Annotated in this window: 20 protein-coding genes; 13 read left to right on the top strand and 7 right to left on the bottom strand. The window is 59.1% G+C overall.

Annotated elements, in window-relative coordinates:
* Positions 1-56: 56 nt before the first annotated feature.
* The 4 genes from Q9451_RS32565 to intI1 all read right to left on the bottom strand — a co-directional run bounded on the left by Q9451_RS32565 (position 57) and on the right by intI1 (position 5,519).
* Positions 57-542 carry a hypothetical protein gene (locus Q9451_RS32565; RefSeq protein ID WP_234285037.1) on the bottom strand — a complete coding sequence of 162 codons (486 nt, stop codon included), beginning with the start codon at positions 540-542 and terminating at the stop codon, positions 57-59.
* 72 nt (positions 543-614) lie between these two features.
* Positions 615-3,581 carry a Tn3-like element TnAs1 family transposase gene (locus Q9451_RS32560; protein ID WP_027590725.1) on the bottom strand — a complete coding sequence of 989 codons (2,967 nt, stop codon included), beginning with the start codon at positions 3,579-3,581 and terminating at the stop codon, positions 615-617.
* 3 nt (positions 3,582-3,584) lie between these two features.
* Positions 3,585-4,145, bottom strand: coding sequence for a recombinase family protein (locus tag Q9451_RS32555; protein WP_015648284.1), 561 nt, complete (start codon positions 4,143-4,145; stop codon positions 3,585-3,587).
* A 360-nt stretch (positions 4,146-4,505) separates the two neighbouring features.
* On the bottom strand, positions 4,506-5,519 hold the full coding sequence (gene intI1 / locus Q9451_RS32550) for a class 1 integron integrase IntI1 (protein WP_000845048.1): 1,014 nt from the start codon (positions 5,517-5,519) through the stop codon (positions 4,506-4,508).
* A gap of 153 nt (positions 5,520-5,672) precedes the next feature.
* Between intI1 and blaDIM the strand changes: the two genes are divergently transcribed.
* The 8 genes from blaDIM to Q9451_RS32510 all read left to right on the top strand — a co-directional run bounded on the left by blaDIM (position 5,673) and on the right by Q9451_RS32510 (position 11,561).
* Positions 5,673-6,428 (top strand): DIM family subclass B1 metallo-beta-lactamase, encoded by a 756-nt coding sequence (gene blaDIM / locus Q9451_RS32545; protein WP_172688538.1) that lies wholly within the window; start codon positions 5,673-5,675, stop codon positions 6,426-6,428.
* A 150-nt stretch (positions 6,429-6,578) separates the two neighbouring features.
* Entirely contained in the window at positions 6,579-6,815 is a 237-nt protein-coding gene (locus Q9451_RS32540; RefSeq protein WP_172688537.1) for a trimethoprim-resistant dihydrofolate reductase DfrB10, read from the top strand.
* 255 nt (positions 6,816-7,070) lie between these two features.
* Complete coding sequence (gene aac(6')-Ib / locus Q9451_RS32535; protein WP_012695458.1) at positions 7,071-7,625, top strand: AAC(6')-Ib family aminoglycoside 6'-N-acetyltransferase; 555 nt, start codon at positions 7,071-7,073, stop codon at positions 7,623-7,625.
* A 130-nt stretch (positions 7,626-7,755) separates the two neighbouring features.
* The gene (locus Q9451_RS32530) at positions 7,756-8,586 is read left to right on the top strand and encodes an OXA-1 family oxacillin-hydrolyzing class D beta-lactamase OXA-4 (protein ID WP_032491311.1); all 831 of its coding nucleotides are present in this window, start codon (positions 7,756-7,758) and stop codon (positions 8,584-8,586) included.
* Between the two features lie 112 nt (positions 8,587-8,698).
* Positions 8,699-9,490: an ANT(3'')-Ia family aminoglycoside nucleotidyltransferase AadA1 gene (aadA1, locus tag Q9451_RS32525; RefSeq protein ID WP_001206316.1), complete on the top strand. Its 792-nt coding sequence runs from the start codon at positions 8,699-8,701 to the stop codon at positions 9,488-9,490.
* A 139-nt stretch (positions 9,491-9,629) separates the two neighbouring features.
* On the top strand, positions 9,630-10,658 hold the full coding sequence (locus Q9451_RS32520) for an IS30-like element ISPa59 family transposase (RefSeq protein WP_058159172.1): 1,029 nt from the start codon (positions 9,630-9,632) through the stop codon (positions 10,656-10,658).
* Positions 10,655-11,116 (top strand): hypothetical protein, encoded by a 462-nt coding sequence (locus tag Q9451_RS32515; protein WP_223290574.1) that lies wholly within the window; start codon positions 10,655-10,657, stop codon positions 11,114-11,116. Before Q9451_RS32520 ends, Q9451_RS32515 begins: the two co-directional genes overlap by 4 nt.
* Positions 11,097-11,561, top strand: a complete 465-nt coding sequence (locus Q9451_RS32510; RefSeq protein WP_023443007.1) for a hypothetical protein — start codon at positions 11,097-11,099, stop codon at positions 11,559-11,561. Before Q9451_RS32515 ends, Q9451_RS32510 begins: the two co-directional genes overlap by 20 nt.
* Before the next feature lie 67 nt (positions 11,562-11,628).
* Here the strand turns inward: Q9451_RS32510 and Q9451_RS32505 are convergent, their stop codons facing one another.
* Together Q9451_RS32505 and Q9451_RS32500 are read right to left on the bottom strand one after the other, a co-directional pair.
* On the bottom strand, positions 11,629-14,319 hold the full coding sequence (locus Q9451_RS32505) for an AAA family ATPase (RefSeq protein WP_058131653.1): 2,691 nt from the start codon (positions 14,317-14,319) through the stop codon (positions 11,629-11,631).
* Between the two features lie 439 nt (positions 14,320-14,758).
* Positions 14,759-15,316 (bottom strand): TetR/AcrR family transcriptional regulator, encoded by a 558-nt coding sequence (locus Q9451_RS32500; RefSeq protein WP_003152690.1) that lies wholly within the window; start codon positions 15,314-15,316, stop codon positions 14,759-14,761.
* 179 nt (positions 15,317-15,495) lie between these two features.
* On the opposite strand from Q9451_RS32500, the gene tmexC reads away from it, so the two are divergent.
* The 5 genes from tmexC to Q9451_RS32475 all read left to right on the top strand — a co-directional run bounded on the left by tmexC (position 15,496) and on the right by Q9451_RS32475 (position 23,336).
* Complete coding sequence (gene tmexC, locus Q9451_RS32495) at positions 15,496-16,659, top strand: multidrug efflux RND transporter periplasmic adaptor subunit TMexC (protein WP_137163836.1); 1,164 nt, start codon at positions 15,496-15,498, stop codon at positions 16,657-16,659.
* A gap of 15 nt (positions 16,660-16,674) precedes the next feature.
* Complete coding sequence (locus Q9451_RS32490; RefSeq protein WP_027591160.1) at positions 16,675-19,809, top strand: multidrug efflux RND transporter permease subunit TMexD2; 3,135 nt, start codon at positions 16,675-16,677, stop codon at positions 19,807-19,809.
* 4 nt (positions 19,810-19,813) lie between these two features.
* Complete coding sequence (gene toprJ / locus Q9451_RS32485; protein WP_223290573.1) at positions 19,814-21,247, top strand: multidrug efflux transporter outer membrane subunit TOprJ; 1,434 nt, start codon at positions 19,814-19,816, stop codon at positions 21,245-21,247.
* 429 nt (positions 21,248-21,676) lie between these two features.
* On the top strand, positions 21,677-22,636 hold the full coding sequence (locus Q9451_RS32480) for a DUF4113 domain-containing protein (protein ID WP_172688672.1): 960 nt from the start codon (positions 21,677-21,679) through the stop codon (positions 22,634-22,636).
* Positions 22,637-22,736: 100 nt separating this feature from the next.
* Complete coding sequence (locus Q9451_RS32475) at positions 22,737-23,336, top strand: hypothetical protein (protein ID WP_189671915.1); 600 nt, start codon at positions 22,737-22,739, stop codon at positions 23,334-23,336.
* 16 nt (positions 23,337-23,352) lie between these two features.
* Here the strand turns inward: Q9451_RS32475 and Q9451_RS32470 are convergent, their stop codons facing one another.
* A complete protein-coding gene (locus tag Q9451_RS32470; protein ID WP_172688536.1) occupies positions 23,353-26,274 on the bottom strand; it encodes a hypothetical protein in 2,922 nt (973 codons plus the stop codon).
* Between the last annotated feature and the right edge of the window lie 191 nt (positions 26,275-26,465).

Genomic DNA, 26,465 nt, shown 5'->3' with positions numbered 1-26,465 from the left:
CCAATTAAGTTACATGCAACATTGTACGCACCTCGCAAGTTACATGCAACAGGTATTTAAAGACTCATCCCCGGCGAGTTATCGCGCTCGATCTTCTGCGCCTTGGCCTGCTCCTGCTGGCGTACAGGCTCGCGCCCTTCCAGCTTCTCCCACTGCTGGCGGTACTTCCCAAGCTCGGCGGCTTGGCGGTCGCCTGCGGCGCTGTAGGCATAGCGGGCGGTGCGCTGCGCGTAGTCGTTCCAGTCGCGGCCCTCGTCCTTCTGCCGGGTGGCCGGGGCGCACTGGCGGATAGCGCCCTCGATGGCGGCTTGATCGTGGCCGGTGACGCGCATACGCACGGCAATCATGGAATCCAAGCGGGACAAGTCCACCTCGCCGCCACGCTGCCGCTTGAGCACGTCGCGATAATGCCGCTGGTAGGCGTCGATCGCGCTGCCGCTGGCCGCTGCAAGCTCCAAGGCGGGCTTGGCTTTGCTGCGCTCGGGCTGCTGCGCCTTCAAGGCCGCTTGCCGCTGATACTCGGCGTCGATCTGGCTGGACAAGGCCAGCGCCTTGATGCACTCCCGGCGCTCGGCCTTGAGGGGGAGCCCGCAGAATTCGGAAAAAATCGTACGCTAAGGTTTTCCGGGCATTCGTAGCGGGCGGAACTTACCGTCTTCCAGCCTGCGGCTCTGCCGCCAGACGTAATCGCCAGTCAGGTTGATGTGCTCCCAGCCCAGCGGCGACAGGTATTGCAGCAGCTCGCCGTCTACCGGCTTGCCCGTGTCGCCCATCGCCTGGGTGGCGCGCTCCAGGTACACCGTGTTCCACAGCACGATGGCCGCCGTCACCAGGTTGAGGCCGCTGGCCCGATAGCGCTGCTGCTCGAAGCTCCGATCCCTGATCTCACCGAGGCGGTTGAAGAACACCGCCCTGGCCAGGGAGTTGCGCGCTTCCCCCTTGTTCAATCCGGCATGCACGCGGCGGCGCAGCTCGACGCTCTGCAACCAGTCGAGGATGAACAGCGTGCGCTCGATCCGGCCCAGCTCGCGCAGGGCCACGGCCAGGCCGTTCTGGCGCGGATAGCTGCCGAGCTTGCGCAGCATCAGCGAGGCGGTGACCGTGCCCTGCTTGATCGAGCTGGCCAGGCGCAGGATGTCGTCCCAATGGGCGCGGACGTGCTTGATGTTCAGGGTGCCGCCGATCAGCGGGCGCAGCGTCGGGTAGGCCTGCACGACCTGCGGCACGTACAGTTTGGTTTCGCCGAGGTCGCGGATGCGTGGCGCGAAGCGGAAGCCCAGCAGGTGCATCAGGGCAAAGACGTGATCGGTGAAGCCGGCCGTGTCGGTGTAGTGCTCCTCGATCCGTAGATCGGACTCGTGGTACAGCAAGCCGTCGAGCACATAGGTGGAATCGCGCACGCCGACATTCACCACGCGGGTGCTGAACGGCGCGTACTGGTCGGAGATGTGGGTGTAGAACAGCCGTCCCGGCTCGCTGCCGTACTTCGGGTTGACGTGCCCGGTGCTTTCGCCCCGGCCGCCTGCGCGGAAGCGCTGGCCATCGGAGGATGAGGTGGTGCCGTCGCCCCAGTGGGCGGCGAAGGCATGGTGGTACTGGTGGTTGACCAGCTCGGCCAGGGCCGCCGAGTAGGTTTCGTCGCGGATGTGCCAGGCTTGCAGCCAGGACAGCTTGGCGTAGGTCAGGCCGGGGCTCGACTCGGCCATCTTGGTCAGCCCGAGGTTGATCGCATCACCGAGGATTGCGGACAGCAGCAACGTCCGGTCTTTGGTCTCGGCACCGTCCTTCAGGTGGGTGAAGTGGCGGCTGAAGCCCGTCCAGTCGTCCACGTCCATCAGCAGTTCGGTGATCTTGATGCGCGGCAGCAACTGGCTGGTCTGGTCGATCAGCGCCTGCGCCCGATCCGGCACCGCAGAATCCAGTGGGGTGATCTTCAGCCCGGACTCGGTGAGGATGGCATCGGGCAACTCGTTGTCCTTGGCCAGGCGGGTGACGATGGCCAACTGCTCGTCCAGCAGCTGTAAACGCTCTTCCAGGTACTGGTCGCTGTTCGGGTTGATCGCCAGGGGCAGGGCCTGCTCGTGCTTGAGCGCGGCGAACTTCTCTGCCGGCAGCAGATAGTCGTCGAAGTCGCGGAACTGCCGCGAGCCTTTGACCCAGATGTCGCCGGAGCGCAGGGCATTTTTCAGTTCGGACAGGGCGCAGATTTCGTAGAAGCGCCGGTCGAGGCCTTCCGGGGTGATCACCAGCGGCTTCCAGCGCGGCTTGATGAAGTCTGTGAGCGCATCGGCCGGCACCTTGCGCAAGTTGTCGGCGTTCATCTCGCGCAGGGTCTGCACGGCTGCCAGCACGCCTTGCGCGGCCGGTGCGGCGCGCAGTTCCAGTACCTCCAGCAGGGCCGGCGTGTAGCGGCGCAGGGTGGCGAAGTTCTCGCCGACCAGGTGCAGATGATCGAAGCCCTCCGGCCGGGCCAGCAGCTCGGCCTCGCTGACGCTCTCGGTGAACTCATCCCAGGGAATCACCGCCTCGATGGCCGCGTAGGGATCGCTGCCGCTTTCCTTGGCTTCCAGCAGAGCCTGGCCGATTTTTGAGTACAGGCGCACCTTGTCGTTGATCGCCTTGCCCTGCTTCTGGAACTGCTGCTGATGCTTGTGCTTCGCGCTGCTGAACAGCTTGACCAGGATACGGTCATGCAAATCGACCAGTTCATCAATCACGGTCGCGGTGCTCTCCAGCACCACGGCGGCCAGGGTCGCGTAACGTCGCTGCGGCTCGAACTTGCCGAGGTCTTTGGGCGTCATCTGCCCACCCTCGCGGGCCAGCTTGAGCAGGCGGTTCTGGTGGATGTGCCGGCCCAGGCCTTCGGGCAAGTCCACCAGCTGAAATGTCTTCAGCCGCTCGATGTGTTCAAGCATGTGCCGGGAGTTGGGTTTCAGCGGTGCCTGTCGCAGCCAGGTCAACCAGGTGATGCTGCTGCCGGCCTTGAGCTTCAACAGCTCGTCCAGCTTGGCCCGATGCGAGTCCGTGAGTGGTTCGACCAGGGCGCGGTAGACCCGCCGATTGGCCCGCGCAATGGCCTCCGAGCAGGCCCGGTCGATCACGCTCAGCGCCGGCAGGATGCGCCGCTTCTGCCGCAGGCTCTCCAGCGCCTGACCGGCCAGCAGCAAGCTCTTGTCGGTTTGCTGGGCCAGCTCGGTCAATTCGCGCACCAGGACGCGGAAGTCCGACAGGCCGAATGGAGCCAGTTGCAGGTAGGTGCGCAGTTCCTGGGCGTGCTCGCGGCGAGTCACGTCCCGCTCGCCGTACTTCGCCCAGCTCGCCGGCTCGGCCTGAACCTGCTTGGCCACCCACAGGATGACCGGCTCGGGCAGCTCGCTGTCGGTGCCCAGCGCATAGCCGGGGTAGCGCAGCAGGCAGAGCTGCACCGCGAAGCCCAGGCGGTTGGCGTCGCCGCGCCGCTGACGGATCAGCGACAGGTCGGAATCGTTGAAGGTGTAGTAGCGGATCAGGTCATCCTGGCTTTCCGGCAACGCAAGCAGGGTGTCCCGCTCCGTGGCCGAGAGGATCAAGCGACGCGGCATGTATCAGTCGTCCGTGCGGAGGTACTGGTAGAGGGTTTCCCGGCTGATGTTGAACTCGCGGGCAAGCTGCGCCTTGGGCTCGCCGGCAGCCGCCCGCTGCCGCAGGGTAGCAGCCTGCTCGTCGGACAGGGCCTTCTTGCGGCCCCGGTACGCGCCGCGCTGCTTGGCCAGGGCGATGCCTTCGCGCTGCCGCTCACGGATCAGGGCGCGCTCGAACTCGGCGAAGGCCCCCATGACCGACAACATGAGGTTGGCCATCGGCGAGTCCTCGCCGGTGAACACCAGGCCTTCCTTCAAGAACTCGATGCGCACACCGCGCTTGGTCAGCTTCTGCACCAGGCGGCGCAAATCATCGAGGTTTCGTGCCAGGCGATCCATGCTGTGCACCACCACGGTATCGCCTTCGCGGACGAAACCGAGCATGGCCTCCAGCTGTGGACGCTGGGTGTCCTTGCCCGAGGCTTTGTCGGTGAACAGCTTGCCGATCTCGACCTGCTCAAGTTGGCGTTCCGGGTTCTGGTCGTAACTGCTGACCCGGACGTAACCGATGCGTTGTCCCTGCAAGATGCCTCCATGGGCTGGATGGGCGGCAGGGCTTACGTTGGTTTTTGGTTCCATTGCGCCCTAAGCCTTGAATTTGTCAGGCTGAAATCTGTGACCTTGGCAAGCAGGTGTCAAAGAATATGAAAGTAGACTCTATTCTGACGGTGCGGCGCGGCCTTTGTCGTTTTCAGAAGACGGCTGCACTGAACGTCAGAAGCCGACTGCACTATAGCAGCGGAGGGGTTGGATCCATCAGGCAACGACGGGCTGCTGCCGGCCATCAGCGGACGCAGGGAGGACTTTCCGCAACCGGCCGTTCGATGCGGCACCGATGGCCTTCGCGCAGGGGTAGTGAATCCGCCAGGATTGACTTGCGCTGCCCTACCTCTCACTAGTGAGGGGCGGCAGCGCATCAAGCGGTGAGCGCACTCCGGCACCGCCAACTTTCAGCACATGCGTGTAAATCATCGTCGTAGAGACGTCGGAATGGCCGAGCAGATCCTGCACGGTTCGAATGTCGTAACCGCTGCGGAGCAAGGCCGTCGCGAACGAGTGGCGGAGGGTGTGCGGTGTGGCGGGCTTCGTGATGCCTGCTTGTTCTACGGCACGTTTGAAGGCGCGCTGAAAGGTCTGGTCATACATGTGATGGCGACGCACGACACCGCTCCGTGGATCGGTCGAATGCGTGTGCTGCGCAAAAACCCAGAACCACGGCCAGGAATGCCCGGCGCGCGGATACTTCCGCTCAAGGGCGTCGGGAAGCGCAACGCCGCTGCGGCCCTCGGCCTGGTCCTTCAGCCACCATGCCCGTGCACGCGACAGCTGCTCGCGCAGGCTGGGTGCCAAGCTCTCGGGTAACATCAAGGCCCGATCCTTGGAGCCCTTGCCCTCCCGCACGATGATCGTGCCGTGATCGAAATCCAGATCCTTGACCCGCAGTTGCAAACCCTCACTGATCCGCATGCCCGTTCCATACAGAAGCTGGGCGAACAAACGATGCTCGCCTTCCAGAAAACCGAGGATGCGAACCACTTCATCCGGGGTCAGCACCACCGGCAAGCGCCGCGACGGCCGAGGTCTTCCGATCTCCTGAAGCCAGGGCAGATCCGTGCACAGCACCTTGCCGTAGAAGAACAGCAAGGCCGCCAATGCCTGACGATGCGTGGAGACCGAAACCTTGCGCTCGTTCGCCAGCCAGGACAGAAATGCCTCGACTTCGCTGCTGCCCAAGGTTGCCGGGTGACGCACACCGTGGAAACGGATGAAGGCACGAACCCAGTGGACATAAGCCTGTTCGGTTCGTAAACTGTAATGCAAGTAGCGTATGCGCTCACGCAACTGGTCCAGAACCTTGACCGAACGCAGCGGTGGTAACGGCGCAGTGGCGGTTTTCATGGCTTGTTATGACTGTTTTTTTGTACAGTCTATGCCTCGGGCATCCAAGCAGCAAGCGCGTTACGCCGTGGGTCGATGTTTGATGTTATGGAGCAGCAACGATGTTACGCAGCAGGGCAGTCGCCCTAAAACAAAGTTAGAGGGAAAAATCGAATGAGAACACATTTTACAGCGTTATTACTTCTATTCAGCTTGTCTTCGCTTGCTAACGACGAGGTACCTGAGCTAAGAATCGAGAAAGTAAAAGAGAACATCTTTTTGCACACATCATACAGTCGTGTGAATGGGTTTGGTTTGGTCAGTTCAAACGGCCTTGTTGTCATAGATAAGGGTAATGCTTTCATTGTTGATACACCTTGGTCAGACCGAGATACAGAAACGCTCGTACATTGGATTCGTAAAAATGGTTATGAGCTACTGGGGAGTGTTTCTACTCATTGGCATGAGGATAGAACCGCAGGAATTAAATGGCTTAATGACCAATCAATTTCTACGTATGCCACGACTTTAACCAACCATCTCTTGAAAGAAAATAAAAAAGAGCCAGCGAAATACACCTTGAAAGGAAATGAGTCCACATTGGTTGACGGCCTTATCGAAGTATTTTATCCAGGAGGTGGTCATACAATAGACAACGTAGTGGTGTGGTTGCCAAAGTCGAAAATCTTATTTGGCGGCTGTTTTGTGCGTAGCCTTGATTCCGAGGGGTTAGGCTACACTGGTGAAGCCCATATTGATCAATGGTCCCGATCAGCTCAGAATGCTCTGTCTAGGTACCCAGAAGCCCAGATAGTAATTCCTGGCCATGGGAAAATCGGGGATATAGCGCTGTTAAAACACACCAAAAGTCTGGCTGAGACAGCCTCTAACAAATCAATCCAGCCGAACGCTAACGCGTCGGCTGATTGAGGCGTTAGGCCTCACAGGAGACCACGGTGACAGTCCACCGACTGAAGACCAAAGCCGGAGACCTCGCTGGCTAACGTGTTGCGAAGAGGATCAAGCCAAGTCAACGCGGGGCGATCAAGCTCGCCCGGGCATTCACAAGAAAGGTTAGGTATGGATCAAAGTAGCAATGAAGTCAGCACTCCAGTTGCTGGCCAGTTTGCGCTCCCATTGCGCGCCACGTTTGGCCTGGGAGATCGCGTACGCAAGAAATCTGGCGCCGCTTGGCAAGGTCAAGTTGTCGGCTGGTACTGCACAAAACTGACCCCTGAAGGCTATGCAGTCGAGTCCGAGTCTCACCCAGGCTCAGTACAGATTTATCCTGTGGCTGCGCTTGAACGCGTGGCCTAACCCCTCAATCGAGAGGACGTCGCCCGACTGTCAGGGTCGATGTCGGGCCAGGCAAGGTCACTCGCTTTCAGCTGCTGTGCAAAGAGGTAGAGCGTGCTGCGCTATCACCCGACATCACGCCCAAGCTCAGCATCGTGTGGGTGTATCCGAGTCGCGACGCGTTAGGCCTAACCCTTCCATCGAGGGGATGCCCAAAAGGCTGCGCCTTTTAGTCACCCCTCATGTCAACCGTTAGGCATCACAAAGTACAGCATCGTGACCAACAGCACCGATTCCGTCACACTGCGCCTCATGACTGAGCATGACCTTGCGATGCTCTATGAGTGGCTAAATCGATCTCATATCGTCGAGTGGTGGGGCGGAGAAGAAGCACGCCCGACACTTGCTGACGTACAGGAACAGTACTTGCCAAGCGTTTTAGCGCAAGAGTCCGTCACTCCATACATTGCAATGCTGAATGGAGAGCCGATTGGGTATGCCCAGTCGTACGTTGCTCTTGGAAGCGGGGACGGATGGTGGGAAGAAGAAACCGATCCAGGAGTACGCGGAATAGACCAGTCACTGGCGAATGCATCACAACTGGGCAAAGGCTTGGGAACCAAGCTGGTTCGAGCTCTGGTTGAGTTGCTGTTCAATGATCCCGAGGTCACCAAGATCCAAACGGACCCGTCGCCGAGCAACTTGCGAGCGATCCGATGCTACGAGAAAGCGGGGTTTGAGAGGCAAGGTACCGTAACCACCCCAGATGGTCCAGCCGTGTACATGGTTCAAACACGCCAGGCATTCGAGCGAACACGCAGTGATGCCTAACCCTTCCATCGAGGGGGACGTCCAAGGGCTGGCGCCCTTGGCCGCCCCTCATGTCAAACGTTGGGCGAACCCGGAGCCTCATTAATTGTTAGCCGTTAAAATTAAGCCCTTTACCAAACCAATACTTATTATGAAAAACACAATACATATCAACTTCGCTATTTTTTTAATAATTGCAAATATTATCTACAGCAGCGCCAGTGCATCAACAGATATCTCTACTGTTGCATCTCCATTATTTGAAGGAACTGAAGGTTGTTTTTTACTTTACGATGTATCCACAAACGCTGAAATTGCTCAATTCAATAAAGCAAAGTGTGCAACGCAAATGGCACCAGATTCAACTTTCAAGATCGCATTATCACTTATGGCATTTGATGCGGAAATAATAGATCAGAAAACCATATTCAAATGGGATAAAACCCCCAAAGGAATGGAGATCTGGAACAGCAATCATACACCAAAGACGTGGATGCAATTTTCTGTTGTTTGGGTTTCGCAAGAAATAACCCAAAAAATTGGATTAAATAAAATCAAGAATTATCTCAAAGATTTTGATTATGGAAATCAAGACTTCTCTGGAGATAAAGAAAGAAACAACGGATTAACAGAAGCATGGCTCGAAAGTAGCTTAAAAATTTCACCAGAAGAACAAATTCAATTCCTGCGTAAAATTATTAATCACAATCTCCCAGTTAAAAACTCAGCCATAGAAAACACCATAGAGAACATGTATCTACAAGATCTGGAGAATAGTACAAAACTGTATGGGAAAACTGGTGCAGGATTCACAGCAAATAGAACCTTACAAAACGGATGGTTTGAAGGGTTTATTATAAGCAAATCAGGACATAAATATGTTTTTGTGTCCGCACTTACAGGAAACTTGGGGTCGAATTTAACATCAAGCATAAAAGCCAAGAAAAATGCGATCACCATTCTAAACACACTAAATTTATAAAAAATCTAATGGCAAAATCGCCCAACCCTTCAATCAAGTCGGGACGGCCAAAAGCAAGCTTTTGGCTCCCCTCGCTGGCGCTCGGCGCCCCTTATTTCAAACGTTAAACATCATGAGGGAAGCGGTGATCGCCGAAGTATCGACTCAACTATCAGAGGTAGTTGGCGTCATCGAGCGCCATCTCGAACCGACGTTGCTGGCCGTACATTTGTACGGCTCCGCAGTGGATGGCGGCCTGAAGCCACACAGTGATATTGATTTGCTGGTTACGGTGACCGTAAGGCTTGATGAAACAACGCGGCGAGCTTTGATCAACGACCTTTTGGAAACTTCGGCTTCCCCTGGAGAGAGCGAGATTCTCCGCGCTGTAGAAGTCACCATTGTTGTGCACGACGACATCATTCCGTGGCGTTATCCAGCTAAGCGCGAACTGCAATTTGGAGAATGGCAGCGCAATGACATTCTTGCAGGTATCTTCGAGCCAGCCACGATCGACATTGATCTGGCTATCTTGCTGACAAAAGCAAGAGAACATAGCGTTGCCTTGGTAGGTCCAGCGGCGGAGGAACTCTTTGATCCGGTTCCTGAACAGGATCTATTTGAGGCGCTAAATGAAACCTTAACGCTATGGAACTCGCCGCCCGACTGGGCTGGCGATGAGCGAAATGTAGTGCTTACGTTGTCCCGCATTTGGTACAGCGCAGTAACCGGCAAAATCGCGCCGAAGGATGTCGCTGCCGACTGGGCAATGGAGCGCCTGCCGGCCCAGTATCAGCCCGTCATACTTGAAGCTAGACAGGCTTATCTTGGACAAGAAGAAGATCGCTTGGCCTCCCGCGCAGATCAGTTGGAAGAATTTGTTCACTACGTGAAAGGCGAGATCACCAAGGTAGTCGGCAAATAATGTCTAAGCGTTAGATGCACTAAGCACATAATTGCTCACAGCCAAACTATCAGGTCAAGTCTGCTTTTATTATTTTTAAGCGTGGGCGGCGGCAAAAACTGAGTGCAACACCTGACCTTTCCGGTACGGTGCTGCCCCTATGTCTTATTCCGAACTCAGCGTTGAAGAACGCGCCACCATTCAAATCGGCCGTGCCCAAGGGTTCAGCCTGCGCAAGATTGCTTGCTTGATCACCCGATCCCCTTCGACCATCAGCCGGGAGCTGCGCCGCAATCGAGATGTCTGTGGCGGCTACTCGGCCCGCATGGCCCAGCAGCAGATGCAGGCCCGCCGCCAACGCTGTCGACCGAAACGAAAGCTCTTGCCGAGTAGTGAGCGCTTCCAGTTGGTGGCCCATATGCTGCGCGAGCGTTTGTCTCCCGAGCAGATTGCCGGCAAGCTGCGCAGCATGAACATTCCCAGCCTCAGAGAAGCCTACGTCTGTCGCGAGACGATCTATAACGCCATCTACGCCTTGCCGGTCGGCGAGCTGCGTAAAGAGCTGATCATCTGCCTGCGCCAAAGTAAGACGACGCGACGGCCGCGCTCTGGCGGCGTGGATCGACGCGGCCAGATCCCCGAGATGGTCAGCATCCATGTGCGCCCACCGGAGATCGAAGACCGGCTGATGCCAGGGCATTGGGAAGGCGATCTGATCAAGGGCAAGGCCAACGCCTCGTCTGTAGGCACGCTGGTGGAACGTACCAGTGGCTACCTGATGCTGGTAAAGATGAACGACGCGACGGCGACCTCGGCGATGGAAGGCTTCAGTGCAGCGCTCAATGGCATGCCGCTGGCGATGCGCAAGAGCATGACCTACGACCAGGGCCGAGAAATGGCGCGGCATGCTGAAATCACCCAGCAGACCGGGGTGGCAATTTACTTCTGCGACCCGCATAGCCCTTGGCAACGCGGCAGCAACGAAAACATAAATGGCCTGATCCGCCAGTATCTGCCCAAGGGCACGGACTTGTCGGTACACAGCCAAGAAGAACTCGACGCTATTGCACTGCAACTGAACATGCGACCGCGTAAGCGCTTCGACTTCAAGTGCCCCATCGAAGTTATGGGTGAGGTGATGCAGAAGGCCATGACTATGCGGCATGATGCTCCAGCTTCAATTCAATGACCGTGTTGCACTCAGCTCCTGCAACCGCCTACGAAACTTTGGGTAGGCAGCTGCAACAGCTGACGAGCAACCGATTCGTCAGCCCCCACGGCGAGAAGCGAAAATCTGAGATTGTCCGCCTAATCTCAGCCTCTGATGCTAAGAAAGCGATCAATCTGGCTAAGAAGGGGACGGTCACTCATCGACCGATTTTGCTGGGCATCTGCACGAGCCGTACCCCCTGTCCCTATGGGGGCATCGACAATATCGCTCGCTGCGGAGGGGGCGACTCCCCCGGAGAAACCAAACCATGTGCGGACGTTCTCTATGACCCCGAGCAACTCGACGAAGTCGAAGTGTTGGAGGCGGTATTGGATGAGCGCCTGGCCGCTGCCGAGGTAGACAGTCCGCTAAGGACTTCGTTGGAAGCCCAGAAACGTAGTGTGGAGAATTATCGCCATGTCATCCGGCAAACATGAATCCGCTGACCCGGCTAAGCGAATGAGTGCCGGCGAGCAGTATCGCGCAGCGTTCGAGCGGCTGAAGAGCAACAAGCCCGAACGACTGCCGAAGGGGACGCCCGTAAGTCAGAACAACGTTGCCAAGGAGGCCGGCAGCGACCCCTCTGCACTGAAAAAAGCTCGTTTCCCCCTACTGATCGCTGAGATCCAAAAGTACGTGGAAGGACACGCTGAGCAACGTCCGCCATCAGTGCGCCAAGTCAGCTTATTAGCCCGCAGAAAAAATCGTGGACTTCGAGAACGGATCGAGGAAATCACGCAGCAGCGTGACCACCTAGCCAGCCTACTCAGTGAGGCCGACGCCACCATTCTTGAGCTGTACGACCGTATTGCGGACTTGGAGCGCCAACTGCCGGCCTCCAATGTGCTTCCTCTTGATCCGCGAGGCCACAAAAAACTTTGAAACGGAGAGCTCGCAATATTCGAAAGAAACACAGCCATGCCCGACCAGCCCGGCATGAAACGTCGGGCTAGCCGCCGAAGAGCTTCTTGCGTTGCGCGGTCCGCTCCCGGCGTAGATTCTCGTAGGCAGTTCGGCGTTTAGTCGCGTTTTTGATTAATTCCAGGACCTGGGCGATATCGCCGAGCAACTCCTCACGCGCGGGAAGCGGTAGTTGGCGCTCGCCTGGGGTGTCGTGGGCCTCGGTAGCTTCGCAGGCCCGCGCATACACTGCCAGCAACTGCTCCCACTCCTCTGCGGGGTGGCCAATGACAGCACCAAATGCTTCTACGCTCACCACATCGCTGAACGGCTGGACGGTATTGTTCAAAAAAACCTCGCGTATGGCGCGCTCGACAGTGCCTCGGAGGCTTGAGTATCCCGATGCGATTTGCCGCTCAAGCTCATCATCCGGGTCGCTGCCGACCGGAACGTTCAGCGCTTTCGCACGACTTTCGAGATCGGCCAGGCGGGCCTTGGTGTCCATCGTCGTCCACGTCAGCCCCTCGCTCACTAGTCCCGGCGACTCGTCCCAACCGATGGTCTTGTAGCTGGCCGAGCGATCAGCGCGCTGAAGCGCCATCGCGAGCTCGGTCAGGAACACCGCATCATGGGTGAACACCAGCACTTGGCGGGTCTCAGCCAGCGCTACCAAACGCCGAGCTATGGCCCGACGATATACGTGATCCAGCGACGTAGACGGATCGTCGAAAATAACGGTCGAAGTATGTGGCAGGGATTCGAGCTCGGCGAGGAACATAGCCATCCCCAACGCGCGCTGCTCGCCCTCTGACAGCACCTTGGAGGCTTTCGCCGTGATTTCCTGCAGGCGCAGCGTGACCTTGGTCACCCCCAGCTCTGTGCGCCCGCTCAGGTCGGGTTGCACCCGTCGCTTATAGCCCAGGGCTTTCAACTCAGCATTCATAGAAGCGGCCAGAGCCTCGGTCACATGCGTCGCCGCCAGGGACGTCAGTTTGCGTGACACTGCCGCTGGGTTGAGGGCGGCATGGCAGCGGCTCAATGTGGCATGGACCTGACTGTCCTGAACAAAGCGCTCCACCGCGCCAAGCTGGTTGGCGAGGCGTTGTCGGGCTTCTAGCTCTGCCAGTTCTTGGGTCAGCGCCAAGCGTAGAGCGGGATCGGCAGAGGTCCGCAGGGTATTGGCGTCGACTCGGAGCGAAGCAGCTTTGGCGGCGAAGAGACTATCGAGGTTTGCTTCGATAGGAAGCGGTTCTGACTCGGGGGACCAGTTTCCAGTTTGCAGGGCTTGGCTAACCCAAGTATGCCGGGCGGTCCAGACCGATGCCGCTGCGGTGATGGCAGCGTGTAGGTCGGGCAGTCGCTCCTCCACGTCAGCCCGTGTTGGCACATCCAGAACGTTTAGATCGACAGCCTGCACCTTCCCTAGAGCGTTCATGCGCGCAAGCGTGGCGGCTTGCGCATCCGCCGTGGCGCTGTCGGCGACAAATGCCGCGAAACGCCGCATGCGCTCCGAGGCATCCGTTGAATAAGGTTGCTGGCAGAGTACGCAGTAAGCGTCCGGTTCCAGGTGCGGGAAGGGATGTTCAGGGTATGCCGTCTGCTGAGAGAAAGCCTCAGCGGCTCGGTACATCGTTTGCCAGAGTTCAGCTCCTGTGCCTTCCAGCAGCGTGGCGGTGGGTGAGGACGTTACCGGCAACTCCATGGCGTTCAGTGTGTCTCGATCCTGAAGACGCGCTTGCGCCAGTTGCATGGCGAGATGCGCGGTTTTTTCCGTTGTAATCAGTTCCTTTGCCCGTGCTATGGCACGATCATTCACCCAGCGCTGGACTTCCTCGGCTCGACGCTGCGCCTGGTCCAAGCGTGTCGCCAAACGTTCCAAGGCCAGCGCCTGCGGCACAGGATCGCTTTCCAGTAATGTCCGCTTCAGAAACTCCAGTCGCCGGAGTTCATCGTCACCGACCGTCCCTAATCGAGCAAGCACGGCGCGGTCCGAGTCCCCACCTAATTTGGCGATGTAGCGGCCGACTTCGGTGTCACCCTTCAGCGGTTCGAATTGCCGGGTATCCAGAGCCAAGGCATTGCGTTCGGTCCCAATCCGTGCCTGTAAATCACGCTGAAGTAGGACCAGGCGCGTCAGATGAGTGAGTCCGTAGGGCTGAAATGCAGGGGTCCCTTCCGCGTCGATGTAGTCATTGGCACAGGCCGCGTCGTAGACCGAGACCGAACTCAAATGCAAATGGGCCGGCCCGTTCTGGACCCAACGTGCGGTTTCCGGAGTGCCATCCACCAAAATGGCGAAATCTGCTGATGGCAGTCTAGCTGGGGTTGCCGCCCCAAAAGCGTCGGGCAGGACCTCCACCCGATGCCGAGCGTTGCAGGCATTCTTGAAGACGCGGGCGTAGCCGGATTTGCCGGCGCCGTTATGACCAAAGAAAATGGTCATGCCCTCCGGTGCGAGGTCAAAGGCACGACCGGACGGGAAGCCGTTTACCTGGTCTAGCCCCGAGACACCCACCAACCGCACGGTTGCGCCACTTCCGGCGCCTGGTACGTCGTCCAGCGTGAATGGCCGTGCTCCCCCCGTGGTTGCGTCTTCCCGTTCTTGCTCGCGAACCATTCGCAGAATGGTCTCGATGTCATCTTGGGTTAGTTCGGCCCGGGCAAATATCCGGCGCAGTGCTTCCTGCTGCCAGGGTCTGAGTCCGCCGGCCCACCCAATAATCTCGTCCAACAATGGCATATCCGTCTCCTTTCCAGATCCGCCGATTAAAGGCCGCGCCCAGTTGGATGGCAAGTGGCCAGCGCCTTCGAGGTGCTTCGCCGTGTTCCGTTTGCCTGCCTTCCTGACCGCCACCCTAGTGGCTTGTCCGGTCGTGACGCTACACGGGCAGAATTTCTGCATGCTGGCCAGTATCAAGCCGCTCTAAAGTCCGCTACCGGAAAGCGCTGTTTAGCGGTGAGAGACGGGGAAAGTGCGGAAGCTACTACCGACGCAAGCGATGTGGTGAGCAGTCCTCAGGTATGTGCGAAATTGCACTCCTCTTGACCACCAATTTGGGTTGGCGTTGACCACGGATTGCGTTCAACTTGACCAGGGCGTGTCACTGTCACGACCGTCAGAGAACGGCCAAAAACGGACACCGCCAACCCGTTGGAAAAAAACTGAGCGTTGCTTTCCGTTAAGTTTGGTAGTTGCAAGCCCCGTTCAGGAAGAATTGCTCGATCAACGCCGCCATACCTGCGCGTGCGATACGGCCGCGGCGCTCGGCGTCTACCAGGCCGAAGATCAAGGAGGAGAAGATTTCGGTAAGCGCCGGGGCACCGATATCGATACGGAATACGCCCAGTTTTTGCCCGCGTAGAAAGAACTCGTCCAGCGTTTCTGAGTAAGGCAGCCATCGGCAGCCGCCTGCATCTAAATCAAACGTGTCCGGGCGCCACTGAAATGAGAGGAAAACCAACAACTCCCTGTGAGTCAAATGGCCTTCGATCAGGCGATGCAATGCGTCCAAGGGCGCCGACTCAAGATCGGCATCGGCAATGACCCGATAAATAACCACCGAACCATGATCCAGAAGCATCTCGATCAGGTTGTCGCGGGTGCCGCAAAACCTGTTTAGCGTCGCCTTGCTGACTCCCGCTGCCTGGGCTATTTCTTTGAACGTGGCTCGCGGGTGGTCAACGATGGCGATCGCCAGGGCCTTCAGCAATTTCTCATCGGCAGCAGTTAAATCCATCGGTCACTCTTTATCTATCGCAGGCAGATGCGGGTATTTTGCCTAGAACACTCATTTTTCTCAAAGAGGATACTAGCTTTGTTCACATCAAAATCAAATGAGTCAATATTGACTCATTTGATTTTGGTGTGCATTATGCGCGGCTTCGACTACGTACTGGCTTCGTGCTTGGGTGAGATATGAACAAATTTCGCGAGTGGATCACTTTTTCCGTGATCTCCTGTTTGGTCGCCGTGACCCTGGTTGGCTGCGACAAGCCCGAAGAGCAAGGGGAGGAGGCGCCGGCGCGTGAAGTCGATGTGCTCAGCGTGCAGACCGAGCCCTTCACCGTGGTTGCCGAGCTACCAGGACGCATCGAGCCGGTGCGTGTCGCCGAGGTGCGCGCGCGGGTGGCGGGGATCGTGCTCAAGCGCACCTTTGAGGAAGGGGCCGACGTGAAGGCCGGCGACGTGCTGTTCCAGATCGACCCTGCGCCGTTCAAAGCGGCCCTGTCGCGGGCGCAGGGTGAACTGGCCCGCGCCGAGGCGCAGTTGTTCCAGGCTCAGGCGATGGTTCGCCGTTACGAACCACTGGTGAAGATCGACGCCGTCAGCCAGCAGGATTTCGACAACGCCATGGCCGCTCTGCAGAGCGCCCAGGCCGACAAGCGCTCGGCCCAGGCCAATGTCGAAACTGCCCGCCTGGACCTGGGTTATGCCGAGGTTCGCGCCCCCATCGCCGGGCGTATCGGTCGCGCCCAGGTCACCGAAGGGGCTCTGGTAGGCCAGGGCGAAGCCACGCTGCTGGCACGTATCCAGCAACTCGATCCGGTGTACGCCGACTTCACCCAGCCTGCTGCCGATGCCCTGCGCCTGCGCGCGGCAATCGCCGAGGGCAAGGTTGCCGGTGCGAGCGACCAGCCGCTGTCGCTGCGTGTCGACGGTACCGATATCGAGCGCAAGGGCACGCTGCTGTTCACCGATATCTCGGTGGATCGCAGCACCGGGCAGATCGCCCTGCGAGGCCAGTTCGACAACCCCGAGGGCGTGCTGCTGCCGGGTATGTACGTGCGTGTGCGCACACCGCAAGGGCTCGACCAGAACGCCATCCTGGTGCCGCAACGTGCCGTGCAGCGTTCGGCTGACGGCCAGGCCAGCGTGATGCTGCTGGGGGAGGGCGATACCGTCGAGGCGCGCCAGGTCACCACCGGTGCCATGCAGGGCTCGCGCTGGCAAATCAGCGAGGGCCTGCAGGTCGGCGACAAGGTGATCACCAGCTCGCTGGCGGCTATCCGTCCGGGCGCCAAGGTCATCCCCCGCGAGCAAGATGCCGCCGAAGCCGCTCCACAGTCCCAGGTGCAGTAAGCCGGAGAACCTCTCATGTCCCTGTTTTTCATCCGGCGCCCCAATTTCGCCTGGGTAGTCGCCCTGTTCATCTCGCTGGGTGGCCTGCTGGCCATCCCGTTCCTGCCGGTGGCGCAGTACCCCAACGTGGCGCCGCCGCAGATCACCGTGACCGCCACCTATCCCGGCGCTTCGGCGCAGGTGCTCACCGACTCGGTGACCAGCGTCATCGAGGAAGAACTCAACGGCGCCAAGAACCTGCTGTACTTCGAGTCCACCAGCAACGCCAACGGCATCGCCGAGATCACCGTCACCTTCCAGCCAGGGACCGACCCCGAACTGGCCCAGGTTGACGTGCAGAACCGTCTGAAGAAGGCCGAGGCACGCATGCCGCAGGCCGTGCTGACGCTCGGCATCCAGACCGAGCAGGCCACCGCCGGCTTCCTGCTGATCTATGCGCTGAGCTACACCGATGGCGACAAGGACGCCAACGTCACGGCGCTGGCCGATTACGCCGCGCGCAACATCAACAACGAAATCCGTCGCGTGAACGGCGTCGGCAAGCTGCAGTTCTTCGCCTCCGAGGCGGCCATGCGCGTGTGGATCGATCCGCAGAAGCTGGTCGGCTACGGCCTATCCATCGATGACGTGAACAACGCCATCCGCGCGCAGAACGTGCAGGTGCCGGCCGGTGCCTTCGGCAGCACGCCGGGTTCCAGCGAGCAGGAGCTGACGGCGACCCTGGCGGTCAAGGGTACCCTGGACAACCCGCAGGAATTCGCCGCCATCGTGCTGCGTGCCAACCAGGACGGCTCGCGCCTGACCCTGGGCGACGTGGCGCGCATCGAGGTCGGCAGCCAGGACTACAACTTCGGCTCGCGCCAGGACGGCAAGCCCGCCGTTGCCGCCGCCGTGCAGCTGTCGCCCGGTGCCAACGCGATCCAGACCGCCGAGGCGGTCAAGCAGCGTCTGACCGAGCTGTCGGCCAACTTCCCGGACAACGTCGAGTTCTCCGTGCCGTACGACACCTCGCGCTTCGTCGACGTGGCGATCGACAAGGTCATCATGACCCTCATCGAGGCCATGGTGCTGGTGTTCCTGGTGATGTTCCTGTTCCTGCAGAACGTGCGCTACACCCTGATCCCGTCCATCGTCGTGCCGGTGTGTCTGCTCGGTACGCTGACCTTCATGTACCTGCTTGGCTTCTCGGTGAACATGATGACCATGTTCGGCATGGTGCTGGCCATCGGCATCCTGGTGGACGACGCCATCGTGGTGGTGGAGAACGTCGAGCGGATCATGGCCGAGGAAGGCCTGGCGCCGGTGCCGGCGACCATCAAGGCGATGGGGCAGGTGTCCGGGGCGATCATCGGTATCACCCTGGTGCTGTCGGCGGTGTTCCTGCCGCTGGCCTTCATGGCCGGCTCGGTGGGGGTGATCTACCAGCAGTTCTCGCTGTCGCTGGCGGTGTCGATCCTGTTCTCGGGCTTCCTCGCGCTGACCTTCACCCCGGCGCTGTGCGCCACGCTGCTCAAACCGATCCCCGAAGGCCATCACGAGAAGACCGGTTTCTTCGGCTGGTTCAACCGCAAGTTCACCGCCCTGACCGGCCGCTACACCAAACTCAACGGCAAGCTGGTGCCGCGCGCCGGGCGGGTGATGTTCATCTACCTGGGCGTGGTGGTGCTGATGGGTTTCTTCTACCTGCGCCTGCCGGAATCCTTCGTGCCGGTGGAAGACCAGGGCTACATGATCGTCGACATCCAGTTGCCGCCAGGCGCCACCCGTGAGCGCACCTCGGCCACGGGTGAGGAGCTGGAAGAGTTTCTGATGGCCCGCGAGGCCGTGCAGACGTCCTTCCTGGTCCTCGGCTTCAGCTTCTCCGGCATGGGTGAGAACGCGGCCATTGCCTTCCCGCTGCTCAAGGACTGGTCCGAGCGAGATTCTTCGCAGTCGCCGGAAGCCGAGTCGGCTGCGGTCAACCAGCACTTCGCCAACCTCGATGACGGCGCGATCATGGCGGTGCCGCCACCGCCGGTCGAAGGCCTGGGCAACTCGGGTGGTTTCGCCCTGCGCCTGCAGGACCGCGCCGGCCTTGGCCGCGATGCCCTGTTGGCAGCGCGCGATGAAGTGCTGGGCAAGGTCAACGGCAATCCGAAGTTCCTCTACGCCATGATGGAAGGTCTGGCCGAGGCGCCGCAGCTGCGCCTGGTGATCGACCGTGAGCAGGCGCGCACGCTGGGAGTCAGCTTCGAAGCGATCAGCAGCGCGCTGTCCACTGCGTTCGGCTCGTCGGTGATCAACGACTTCGCCAACGCCGGCCGCCAGCAGCGCGTGGTGGTACAGGCCGAACAGGCCGAGCGCATGACACCGGAAAGCGTCCTGCGCCTGCATGTGCCCAACGACAGCGGCAGCCTGGTACCGCTGAGTGCTTTCGTCACCACGAGCTGGGAAGAAGGCCCGGTGCAGGTCGCGCGTTACAACGGTTACCCGTCGATCCGCATTGCCGGTGACGCCGCGCCCGGCGTGAGCACTGGCGAGGCGATGCTCGAACTGGAGCGCATCGCTGCCGAGCTGCCCGAAGGTATCGGTTACGAGTGGACCGGGCTGTCGTATCAGGAGCGGGTCGCCAGCGGGCAGGCGACGATGCTGTTCGCCCTGGCCATCACCGTGGTGTTCCTGCTGCTGGTGGCGCTCTACGAGAGCTGGGCGATCCCGCTGACGGTGATGCTGATCGTGCCGGTCGGCGCACTCGGCGCGGTACTGGCGGTGACTGCTATCGGCCTGCCCAACGACGTGTACTTCAAGGTCGGCCTGATCACCGTGATCGGCCTGGCGGCGAAGAACGCCATTCTCATCGTCGAGTTCGCCAAGGACCTGTGGGAAGACGGCTACTCGCTGCGCGATGCTGCTGTCGAAGCCGCGCGCCTGCGTTTCCGCCCGATCATCATGACCTCCATGGCGTTCATGCTCGGCGTGGTGCCGCTGGCCATCGCCACTGGCGCCGGCGCTGCGAGCCAGCGCGCACTGGGCACCGGGGTGCTGGGCGGGATGCTCAGCGCGACCATGCTCGGGGTGATCTTCGTGCCGATCTTCTTCGTCTGGGTGCTGTCGCTGCTGCGCACCAAACCTCAGCAAACCGACAACCATCCCCTGCATAAAGCGGAGTAATGCGATGACCTCTCACTTCATGCTCCGTCGCGCTCTGCTGCCCCTGGCCATCGCCGCCCTGGCGGGTTGTTCGCTGGCCCCGACCTACGAGCGCCCGCAGGCACCGGTCGCGTCGCACTGGCAAGCCGCCGACGCGGAGGGCACCCGTGCCCAGGCGCTGGACTGGCAGACCTTCATCGTCGATGCCGACTTGCGCCGCGCGGTGGATACGGCGCTGAGCAACAACCGCAGCCTGCGCCAGGCGCTGCTGGATATCGAAGCTGCGCGTGCCCAGTACCGCATCCAGCGTGCTGATCGCCTGCCTTCGATCAACGCCAATGCCAGCGGCAACCGCCAGCGCCTGCCTGCCGATCCGTCGCAGACCGGGCGCTCGGAAGTGACCAGCAACTATCAGGTCGGCCTCGGCCTCGCGGAGTACGAAGTCGACCTGTTCGGCCGCGTGCGCAACCTCTCCGAGGCCGCGCTGGAGACCTACCTGGCGACCGAGGAGGCGACCCGTGCCACGCAGATCAGCCTGGTTGCCGAGGTCATCCAGGCCTACCTGACCCGCGATGGTGCGCTACGCCGCATGGCCCTGGTCGAACAAACCCTGGACAGCCGCATGGCCTCGCTGGAGCTGGTCAGCCAGCGCCGTGCAGCGGGGGCCGCCACCGCCCTGGATTACCAGGAAGCGGTCGGCCTTGCCGAACAGGCTAGGGCCGAGCGCGAGAGCACCGAACGCCAGTTACGCCAGGCGGACAACGCCCTGGTCCTGTTGCTCGGCACGCCAGATGCCGCTCGCCTGCTGCCCGCGACGCCCCGCGACGACCTGATGGTGCTGCAGGACATCGCCCCCGGCACCAGCTCGGAACTGATCGAACGGCGCCCGGACATTCTCGCCAGCGAGCACCGCCTCAAGGCGCGCAATGCCGATATCGGTGCAGCTCGCGCCGCGTTCTTTCCCCGGATCAGCCTGACCGGTTCGGTGGGCAGCTCCAGTGCCGAGTTGTCCGGATTGTTCGATGGCGGCTCGCGGGCCTGGAGCTTTGCCCCGACGCTGTCGCTGCCGATCTTCGCCGGTGGCCGCAACCGCGCCAACCTGGACCTCGCCGAAGTGCGCCAGGACGCGGCGGTGGCCGACTACGAAGGCACCATCCAGACCGCCTTCCGCGAAGTGGCCGATGCCCTGGCCGCCACCGACACCCTGCGCCGCGAGGAGGCTGCCCGCCAGGCTCTGGCCGGTTCCAGCGAGGCTGCGATGGCCCTGGCTAAGGCGCGTTACGAGGGCGGCGTGGACGACTACCTGCGTTATCTTGACGCCCAGCGCAGCACCTTTAGCAACCAGACCACACTAATTCAAATCAGCACGGAACGGCAGATTGCGCTGGTTGACCTGTTCAGGTCTCTGGGCGGTGGCTGGGGCCAAACTGAACCGATGGCCGGGATCGGCGCTGAGTGAGCAAAGCCAGGAGTCCTGCATCCGAAGACCGGACTCTGGCTCCATCACCGGTGAGCTACTGGTCATCGACGGGGCAATCGTCTGATCGAGAATAAGACTGTCTGACGACTGGCAGGCCTATGGATTATTGGTGGCAGCAGCTAACGGCTCTATAAAGAGCTGCAAAAAATCACTGTAACGCATGATTGACTGACTGCTTCTGGCCGGTTTCTGCCTGTTGCGTCTCTGCTGCCCACTGGCCAAGTCGGATGCACGCGGTGGTCAGTACCAATGCAATTGACTGGTCAAATGGGTGCAATTGCGCAGGTATGGACTTCAAGCCCCAATTTCCTGGAAAAGAGGTTCTTTCTATGGACATCCGACATCAGAGATTGAGTAGCGGAATGTCTGAGCTGAAGTCATGTCCATGGCTGTTCTTCTTTCCTTTACATCGACGAATGTTGGTGTGATCTTACTGGCATGCCCGACGACCTGGAGCAATTGGGCAGGGATATACAGGCAAGAGTTCGACAGTGGGTGAATATCCCAGTTGGTGTGGGAATCGGGCCGACAAAGACGTTGGCCAAGCTCGCACAGTGGGCAGGGAAGAACTGGCCAGCAACCGGCGGCGTGGTGAACCTGATGGACCGTCAGCGCCAGCAGAAGCTCTTGAGACTCACGCCGGTAGGGGAGGTCTGGGGTGTTGGCCGCAAACTCTCCAGTCAACTCGAAACTCTAGGGATCAAGACCGCATTCGACCTGGCCAGCGCGGACCCGAGGCGAATAGGAGGGATGTTCTCCAAGGTTCTGGAACGAACCGCTCGTGAACTCCGCGGCGAGCAGTGGCTGAAAATTCACGATGATCCAGATCCGAAGAAGGAGATCGTGTCTTCTAAAATGTTCGGTCGGCGCGTATACCGACTTGAGGAACTACGCCAGGCAGCAGCCGCATACACCACTCGCGCAGCGGAGAAACTTAGGGGACAAGGCTCCGTCTGCAGCGAGTTGCTTGTCTCGGTTCAAACCGGACAGTTTGCTGATCCAGCAGACCGTTACTGGAACGGGGCCAGGATGCCTCTACCAACACCAACCGCAGACACCCGCGAACTGATCATGGCCGCAAGCCAAGGCCTTCTGGAAATCTATAGGCCCGGCTTCGCTTACTCCAAATGCACCATCCAACTGTGTAGGCTAAGCCAGATGGAGGGGCTAACGGGCGATATGTTTGCACCGCAGCCCCGCAGAAATGCCGATCAGCTGATGGCGACTATGGATATGATCAATGAAAGGTTTGGACGAGGCGCGCTTCGTGTGGCGACAATTCCGTCTGCGCCAGGTTGGATGATGCGCAGGGAGCTGCTTTCGCCTTCATACACTACTCGTTGGCAAGATTTGCCCCGTGCAAGATGAGGCAAGGGGTCGTCACTGCCCAAGCGCGGCATCATGATTCAGATCATCCAATCAGCAAGAAAAATGTAGAAGATTCTCCCGAACGGACTGGTTAAGACCTTTGCTCAGTCCTGAAACGGCTGGAAAAAATAGGAATGTTGCTGCGAAAAATCCGTCCGAAGGTTTAACAGAGGGGGGAAAATCCGATGGCAATCCGATAGTATCCGGGATGAAAAATGCTCAAAAGCCGCTCCCTACGATGTGGCGCGGCTTTATGCTGCCTGACGAAAACCATAGTGAAGGGCACAAGGACGGTATGCCCCAGCAGACGCCAAAGCCAATGATCGATCGCTCTCAAGTTGAGCAAAATCGCTACCTCGACTACTGCCTGAAGCACAAGGTAGAGATTTCCATCATTCTCATTTCAGGAACCCATTTTATAGGCTTTGTACTGCAGCATGATCGCAAGGGCTTGCTGCTTGGAGGGAAGCGAGAGGATAAGCCCGTACGCTTCATTTCAAAAGGGTACATCGCTCTCGTGCGACCGAACAAGGACCAAGATCTCGAGCTATTTTTGGAATATCGCGGGATGGGCACGTTCCTGCAACGGAAACGACAAAAACAGGCCTTGAGGAAGCTGGAGAAAAAAAAAGCTGATAAGCCTCTCCCCCCTTCAGGGCCTGCTAGGAAAAAAATGACCCTCCGGCCGGCCGTCGATTGATCGCCGGCCAGATGTGTCAATTCGTACTCGCGATATCCAGGTGCTCGCCTGCATAAGCGATGACGATCTTCGACTCGATGATTTGGAAGTAAATTCGCATACAAACCTGGTTACCGATGCCAGAACCAACCCGCAGATGCCGCTCGAAATACGTACGCTGCCCCCGGTAGCTGAACTCACGCTGAGCACGTAGCTTTCCACAATTGCTCGTCGCATCAGACTCCTTAGCGACATAGGACCCGCCAAGGAGTTCGCGTGCGACCGAATCAGGTTTACCCGCGGCCAGGGAGTCGAAGTAGGGGTTCACCAAAATATCCAGCAGATCCAACATGCGTTCGGAGTAGGCAAACTTGTCCGAAGCCTTCGCCGATTTCCATGCTGACTCCAAAATCTCCACACGATCACCCGAAACCACCTGCAGGTATGCGAGGACGTCAACCGGAGTGATGCCTTTGCGAGTGGCAATACGGCGCAGGAGAGATGGGTCAATCACCGGGGCGAACTGTTGAACTGGAAGCGGGCGAGCATCCGCAACCTGGCGAAGGCGATGTGCCTCGCTCTTCGCATCCCTCAGTTCTTGCTCGAGATGCTGGTTACGGTGCTCTGCATCCGCGAGCTCGCTACGCAACCCCTTTACTACCTGCGATTCGGGAGGCAGCTCCGCTACCTCAACAGGCAACTCCTTCACCTTAGGCTTAGCCTTCTCCTTGAGTTGCTCCCCAGGAGCCGCCAGACGCTGCCAATCCTCAAAAAAACCGCGCCAATGCTGGACCTCGGCCGCGTAGGTCTTGATCTCCGCTTCAAACCACTCTCGACTTGCCAGAATTTGAACGCGGCCCTGCTCTGCAAGATCTGCCAGTTTGAGCATGTTCGCCGCGGTCAGGTTGTCACCCAGATCTTTGATCTGCGACTGAACCTTCTGGACAGCGTCCATCTGCTTCTCTGCACGCCGTCGGAACGCTAGAGGCTCTTCCTGCAGAACACTGGTACAGATGGCCTTGCGTAAGATTTGTACGGCCTCCAGGGTTGGAGACGGCATATTTTGAATAGGCCTGCTAAACAGATCACGGGCAAAAACTCTTGCGTCCAACGGGACCTCGGTCGTGGCCGAGTAGAGTTCAAGAGAGTCGAGCAAGGCGTCCCAGTTGGGCGAGCCGGTATTACTGACAAAGTTGGAGTAGAGCTCGTGTAGCACCTGGGAGTCCGGGCGCACCGCCAATAGCGTTCGCTCCAGTTCGAAAGCTCTCAGCTCCGAAGGTGAACCGCGAGTGAGGCCTGACTCAATAGTGGGTGCCCGCCGTTTGACCTCATCGACACAGGATTTGAAGGTTTCGTAACCTACCGCCTGCCAATATTCAACAACACTGGCGTCATCCGCCACTTCCACTCCCGCCAGGCCCGCGAATCCAATCTGCCGAACCCGTGAGGAAGAAGTGGCGATTAGGCGATCCAGAGGGTTAGGGAGGAGCGACAGAAGTGTCGTAACGGACATATCAATGCGGAAAGCGTCCGTGGACGTGAGATTAGGCCAATGAAGTCCCTTCAGCAGTGCCCCAATAGTTAGCAGGGTAACGCAATTGTGCCGAGAAAAGCCGCCATGGTCATGGAGCCGGGATATCCAAGGCCAGATCGACTCTACGGCCCGGGCCACCTCTGCGGCCGTACCTAAATTACAAAGTGATCGAATCTCTCCCACCTCAGCACCGAGCAGGTGCTTGAGGTTCGCCTCCAAGCGGCTAACGGGGAGTAAATTAATGGCTTCGTCAGGCGGGAATGCGTTCACTATCGCGGAGTAGCATTGCGGAGATATCAACCACGAGGTCAGAACCGCGTGGGGCGGTACACGCATCAGCATCCGCGTATCGCCGAGAGCGGAGATCTTCGCTTTGCAGATTTGCTCAGTTACGCTGGCCACCGTTTTTGCTGACCCATACCAGGCTGTCCAGGCTGCGCTCTGGGTCCGCTGATTCACAAATGACGCCGGCAATGGAAGGTTACTCAATGGCGGCTCACCCTTCGCGTTTGGAGAGGCCATGAGGGCGGGCGCTGATGTCTCTTGAGGCTCATCGACCAGACTTTGAGGGATTGCAAGGATGTTCAAGTCGGTTTCACTCCGGGATGCTGGAGCTTGCGGACTATAACGATCGGACTCTGACTTCCCAGCCTCCCCCTGGTCCAGAACGGCGTCGACGTGCGATTCAGTGGCTACCGCAATCTGGCTCGATTCGGGATTGGCGGCAGTTAAAACAATCGTGTGACTGATAGCCTGCTCGGCGTTTGGGGCCTCTTTACTATCAGTGGGCTCGTCCTCACAGATTTCGGTCGCGCGAGGCATAGGACGAGACAGGAACTGAATCAACTGGGGGCTTGGCGGCTCTTCGGCGATGAAGACAGGGGACAGCGCCTCATTAACCGGCCGTGCTTTAGAACCCACGTACTCAATGTCGTGTTCGTAGGAAAAGTTCTTGAGGAACCGAAGACTGACACCTACCCGTTTGCTGACCTCTTTCATGGTCAAGGTCTTTGCCAGTTCCTGGACGCGCTCCAAAAATTTGTTTTGGCGCTCCCAGTGCGCTTTCTTGGAAAGCAGGTCGAGTTGCGGTGGTAGCTGGAGTTCGTCAGCCTTGAGCAACGGCTTACGTGGTTCAACGCGCTTGGGTTCCTTGGACAAGCGGATCTCCTCGTATTGCCTGAAGATCGACTTGCTCTCCTCTTTGGTTCGAAGATCAGGATTTGAGAACTCGATGCTATTCCGGGCCGCATAATTGCGTAAGAACCCAGCGCTAACCCCTAAAAGTCGACTGGCTTCCTTCAGAGCGAACCTGTAATCGTTAGCGTACGATAGAACCTTGTTTCGAAACTCCTGCTTTGCAGCCTCGTCCGCAGCCAGCGCCCTGGCTTGAAGATCATCGACAGAAATCGTCGCACTCGACAGCATGGTACCCCCTCCAATGGATCAGGGGGGAATACCCAAGATGGTGCGCTCTACAAAAGCAGAGACCTACCGCTCGCACCAGGCGAACGGAGTCGAAGGAACCAGACACAAGGCTGGCACCGGCTTTGGTAGAGGGCACTGCTCCCCCCCTCATTTCAACGGACTCCTCGGTTGCGTAATCGCATACTCGCGGA

This window comes from Pseudomonas sp. NY8896 (genome assembly GCF_039634505.1).
The sequence above is the reverse complement of the archived record's forward strand: the minus strand, read 5'-3'. Positions and strand labels throughout refer to the sequence as shown.

Excerpts from the sequence above, each read along its gene's own strand:
- Q9451_RS32560 (WP_027590725.1), bottom strand. The coding sequence starts at position 3,581 with ATGCCGCGTCGCTTGATCCTCTCGGCCACGGAGCGGGACACCCTGCTT.
- tmexC (WP_137163836.1), top strand. The coding sequence starts at position 15,496 with ATGAACAAATTTCGCGAGTGGATCACTTTTTCCGTGATCTCCTGTTTG.
- Q9451_RS32490 (WP_027591160.1), top strand. The coding sequence starts at position 16,675 with ATGTCCCTGTTTTTCATCCGGCGCCCCAATTTCGCCTGGGTAGTCGCC.
- Q9451_RS32510 (WP_023443007.1), top strand. The coding sequence starts at position 11,097 with ATGTCATCCGGCAAACATGAATCCGCTGACCCGGCTAAGCGAATGAGT.
- Q9451_RS32540 (WP_172688537.1), top strand. The coding sequence starts at position 6,579 with ATGGATCAAAGTAGCAATGAAGTCAGCACTCCAGTTGCTGGCCAGTTT.
- Q9451_RS32505 (WP_058131653.1), bottom strand. The coding sequence starts at position 14,319 with ATGCCATTGTTGGACGAGATTATTGGGTGGGCCGGCGGACTCAGACCC.
- Q9451_RS32530 (WP_032491311.1), top strand. The coding sequence starts at position 7,756 with ATGAAAAACACAATACATATCAACTTCGCTATTTTTTTAATAATTGCA.
- Q9451_RS32470 (WP_172688536.1), bottom strand. The coding sequence starts at position 26,274 with ATGCTGTCGAGTGCGACGATTTCTGTCGATGATCTTCAAGCCAGGGCG.
- toprJ (WP_223290573.1), top strand. The coding sequence starts at position 19,814 with ATGACCTCTCACTTCATGCTCCGTCGCGCTCTGCTGCCCCTGGCCATC.
- blaDIM (WP_172688538.1), top strand. The coding sequence starts at position 5,673 with ATGAGAACACATTTTACAGCGTTATTACTTCTATTCAGCTTGTCTTCG.
- intI1 (WP_000845048.1), bottom strand. The coding sequence starts at position 5,519 with ATGAAAACCGCCACTGCGCCGTTACCACCGCTGCGTTCGGTCAAGGTT.
- Q9451_RS32500 (WP_003152690.1), bottom strand. The coding sequence starts at position 15,316 with ATGGATTTAACTGCTGCCGATGAGAAATTGCTGAAGGCCCTGGCGATC.
- aadA1 (WP_001206316.1), top strand. The coding sequence starts at position 8,699 with ATGAGGGAAGCGGTGATCGCCGAAGTATCGACTCAACTATCAGAGGTA.
- Q9451_RS32515 (WP_223290574.1), top strand. The coding sequence starts at position 10,655 with ATGACCGTGTTGCACTCAGCTCCTGCAACCGCCTACGAAACTTTGGGT.
- Q9451_RS32520 (WP_058159172.1), top strand. The coding sequence starts at position 9,630 with ATGTCTTATTCCGAACTCAGCGTTGAAGAACGCGCCACCATTCAAATC.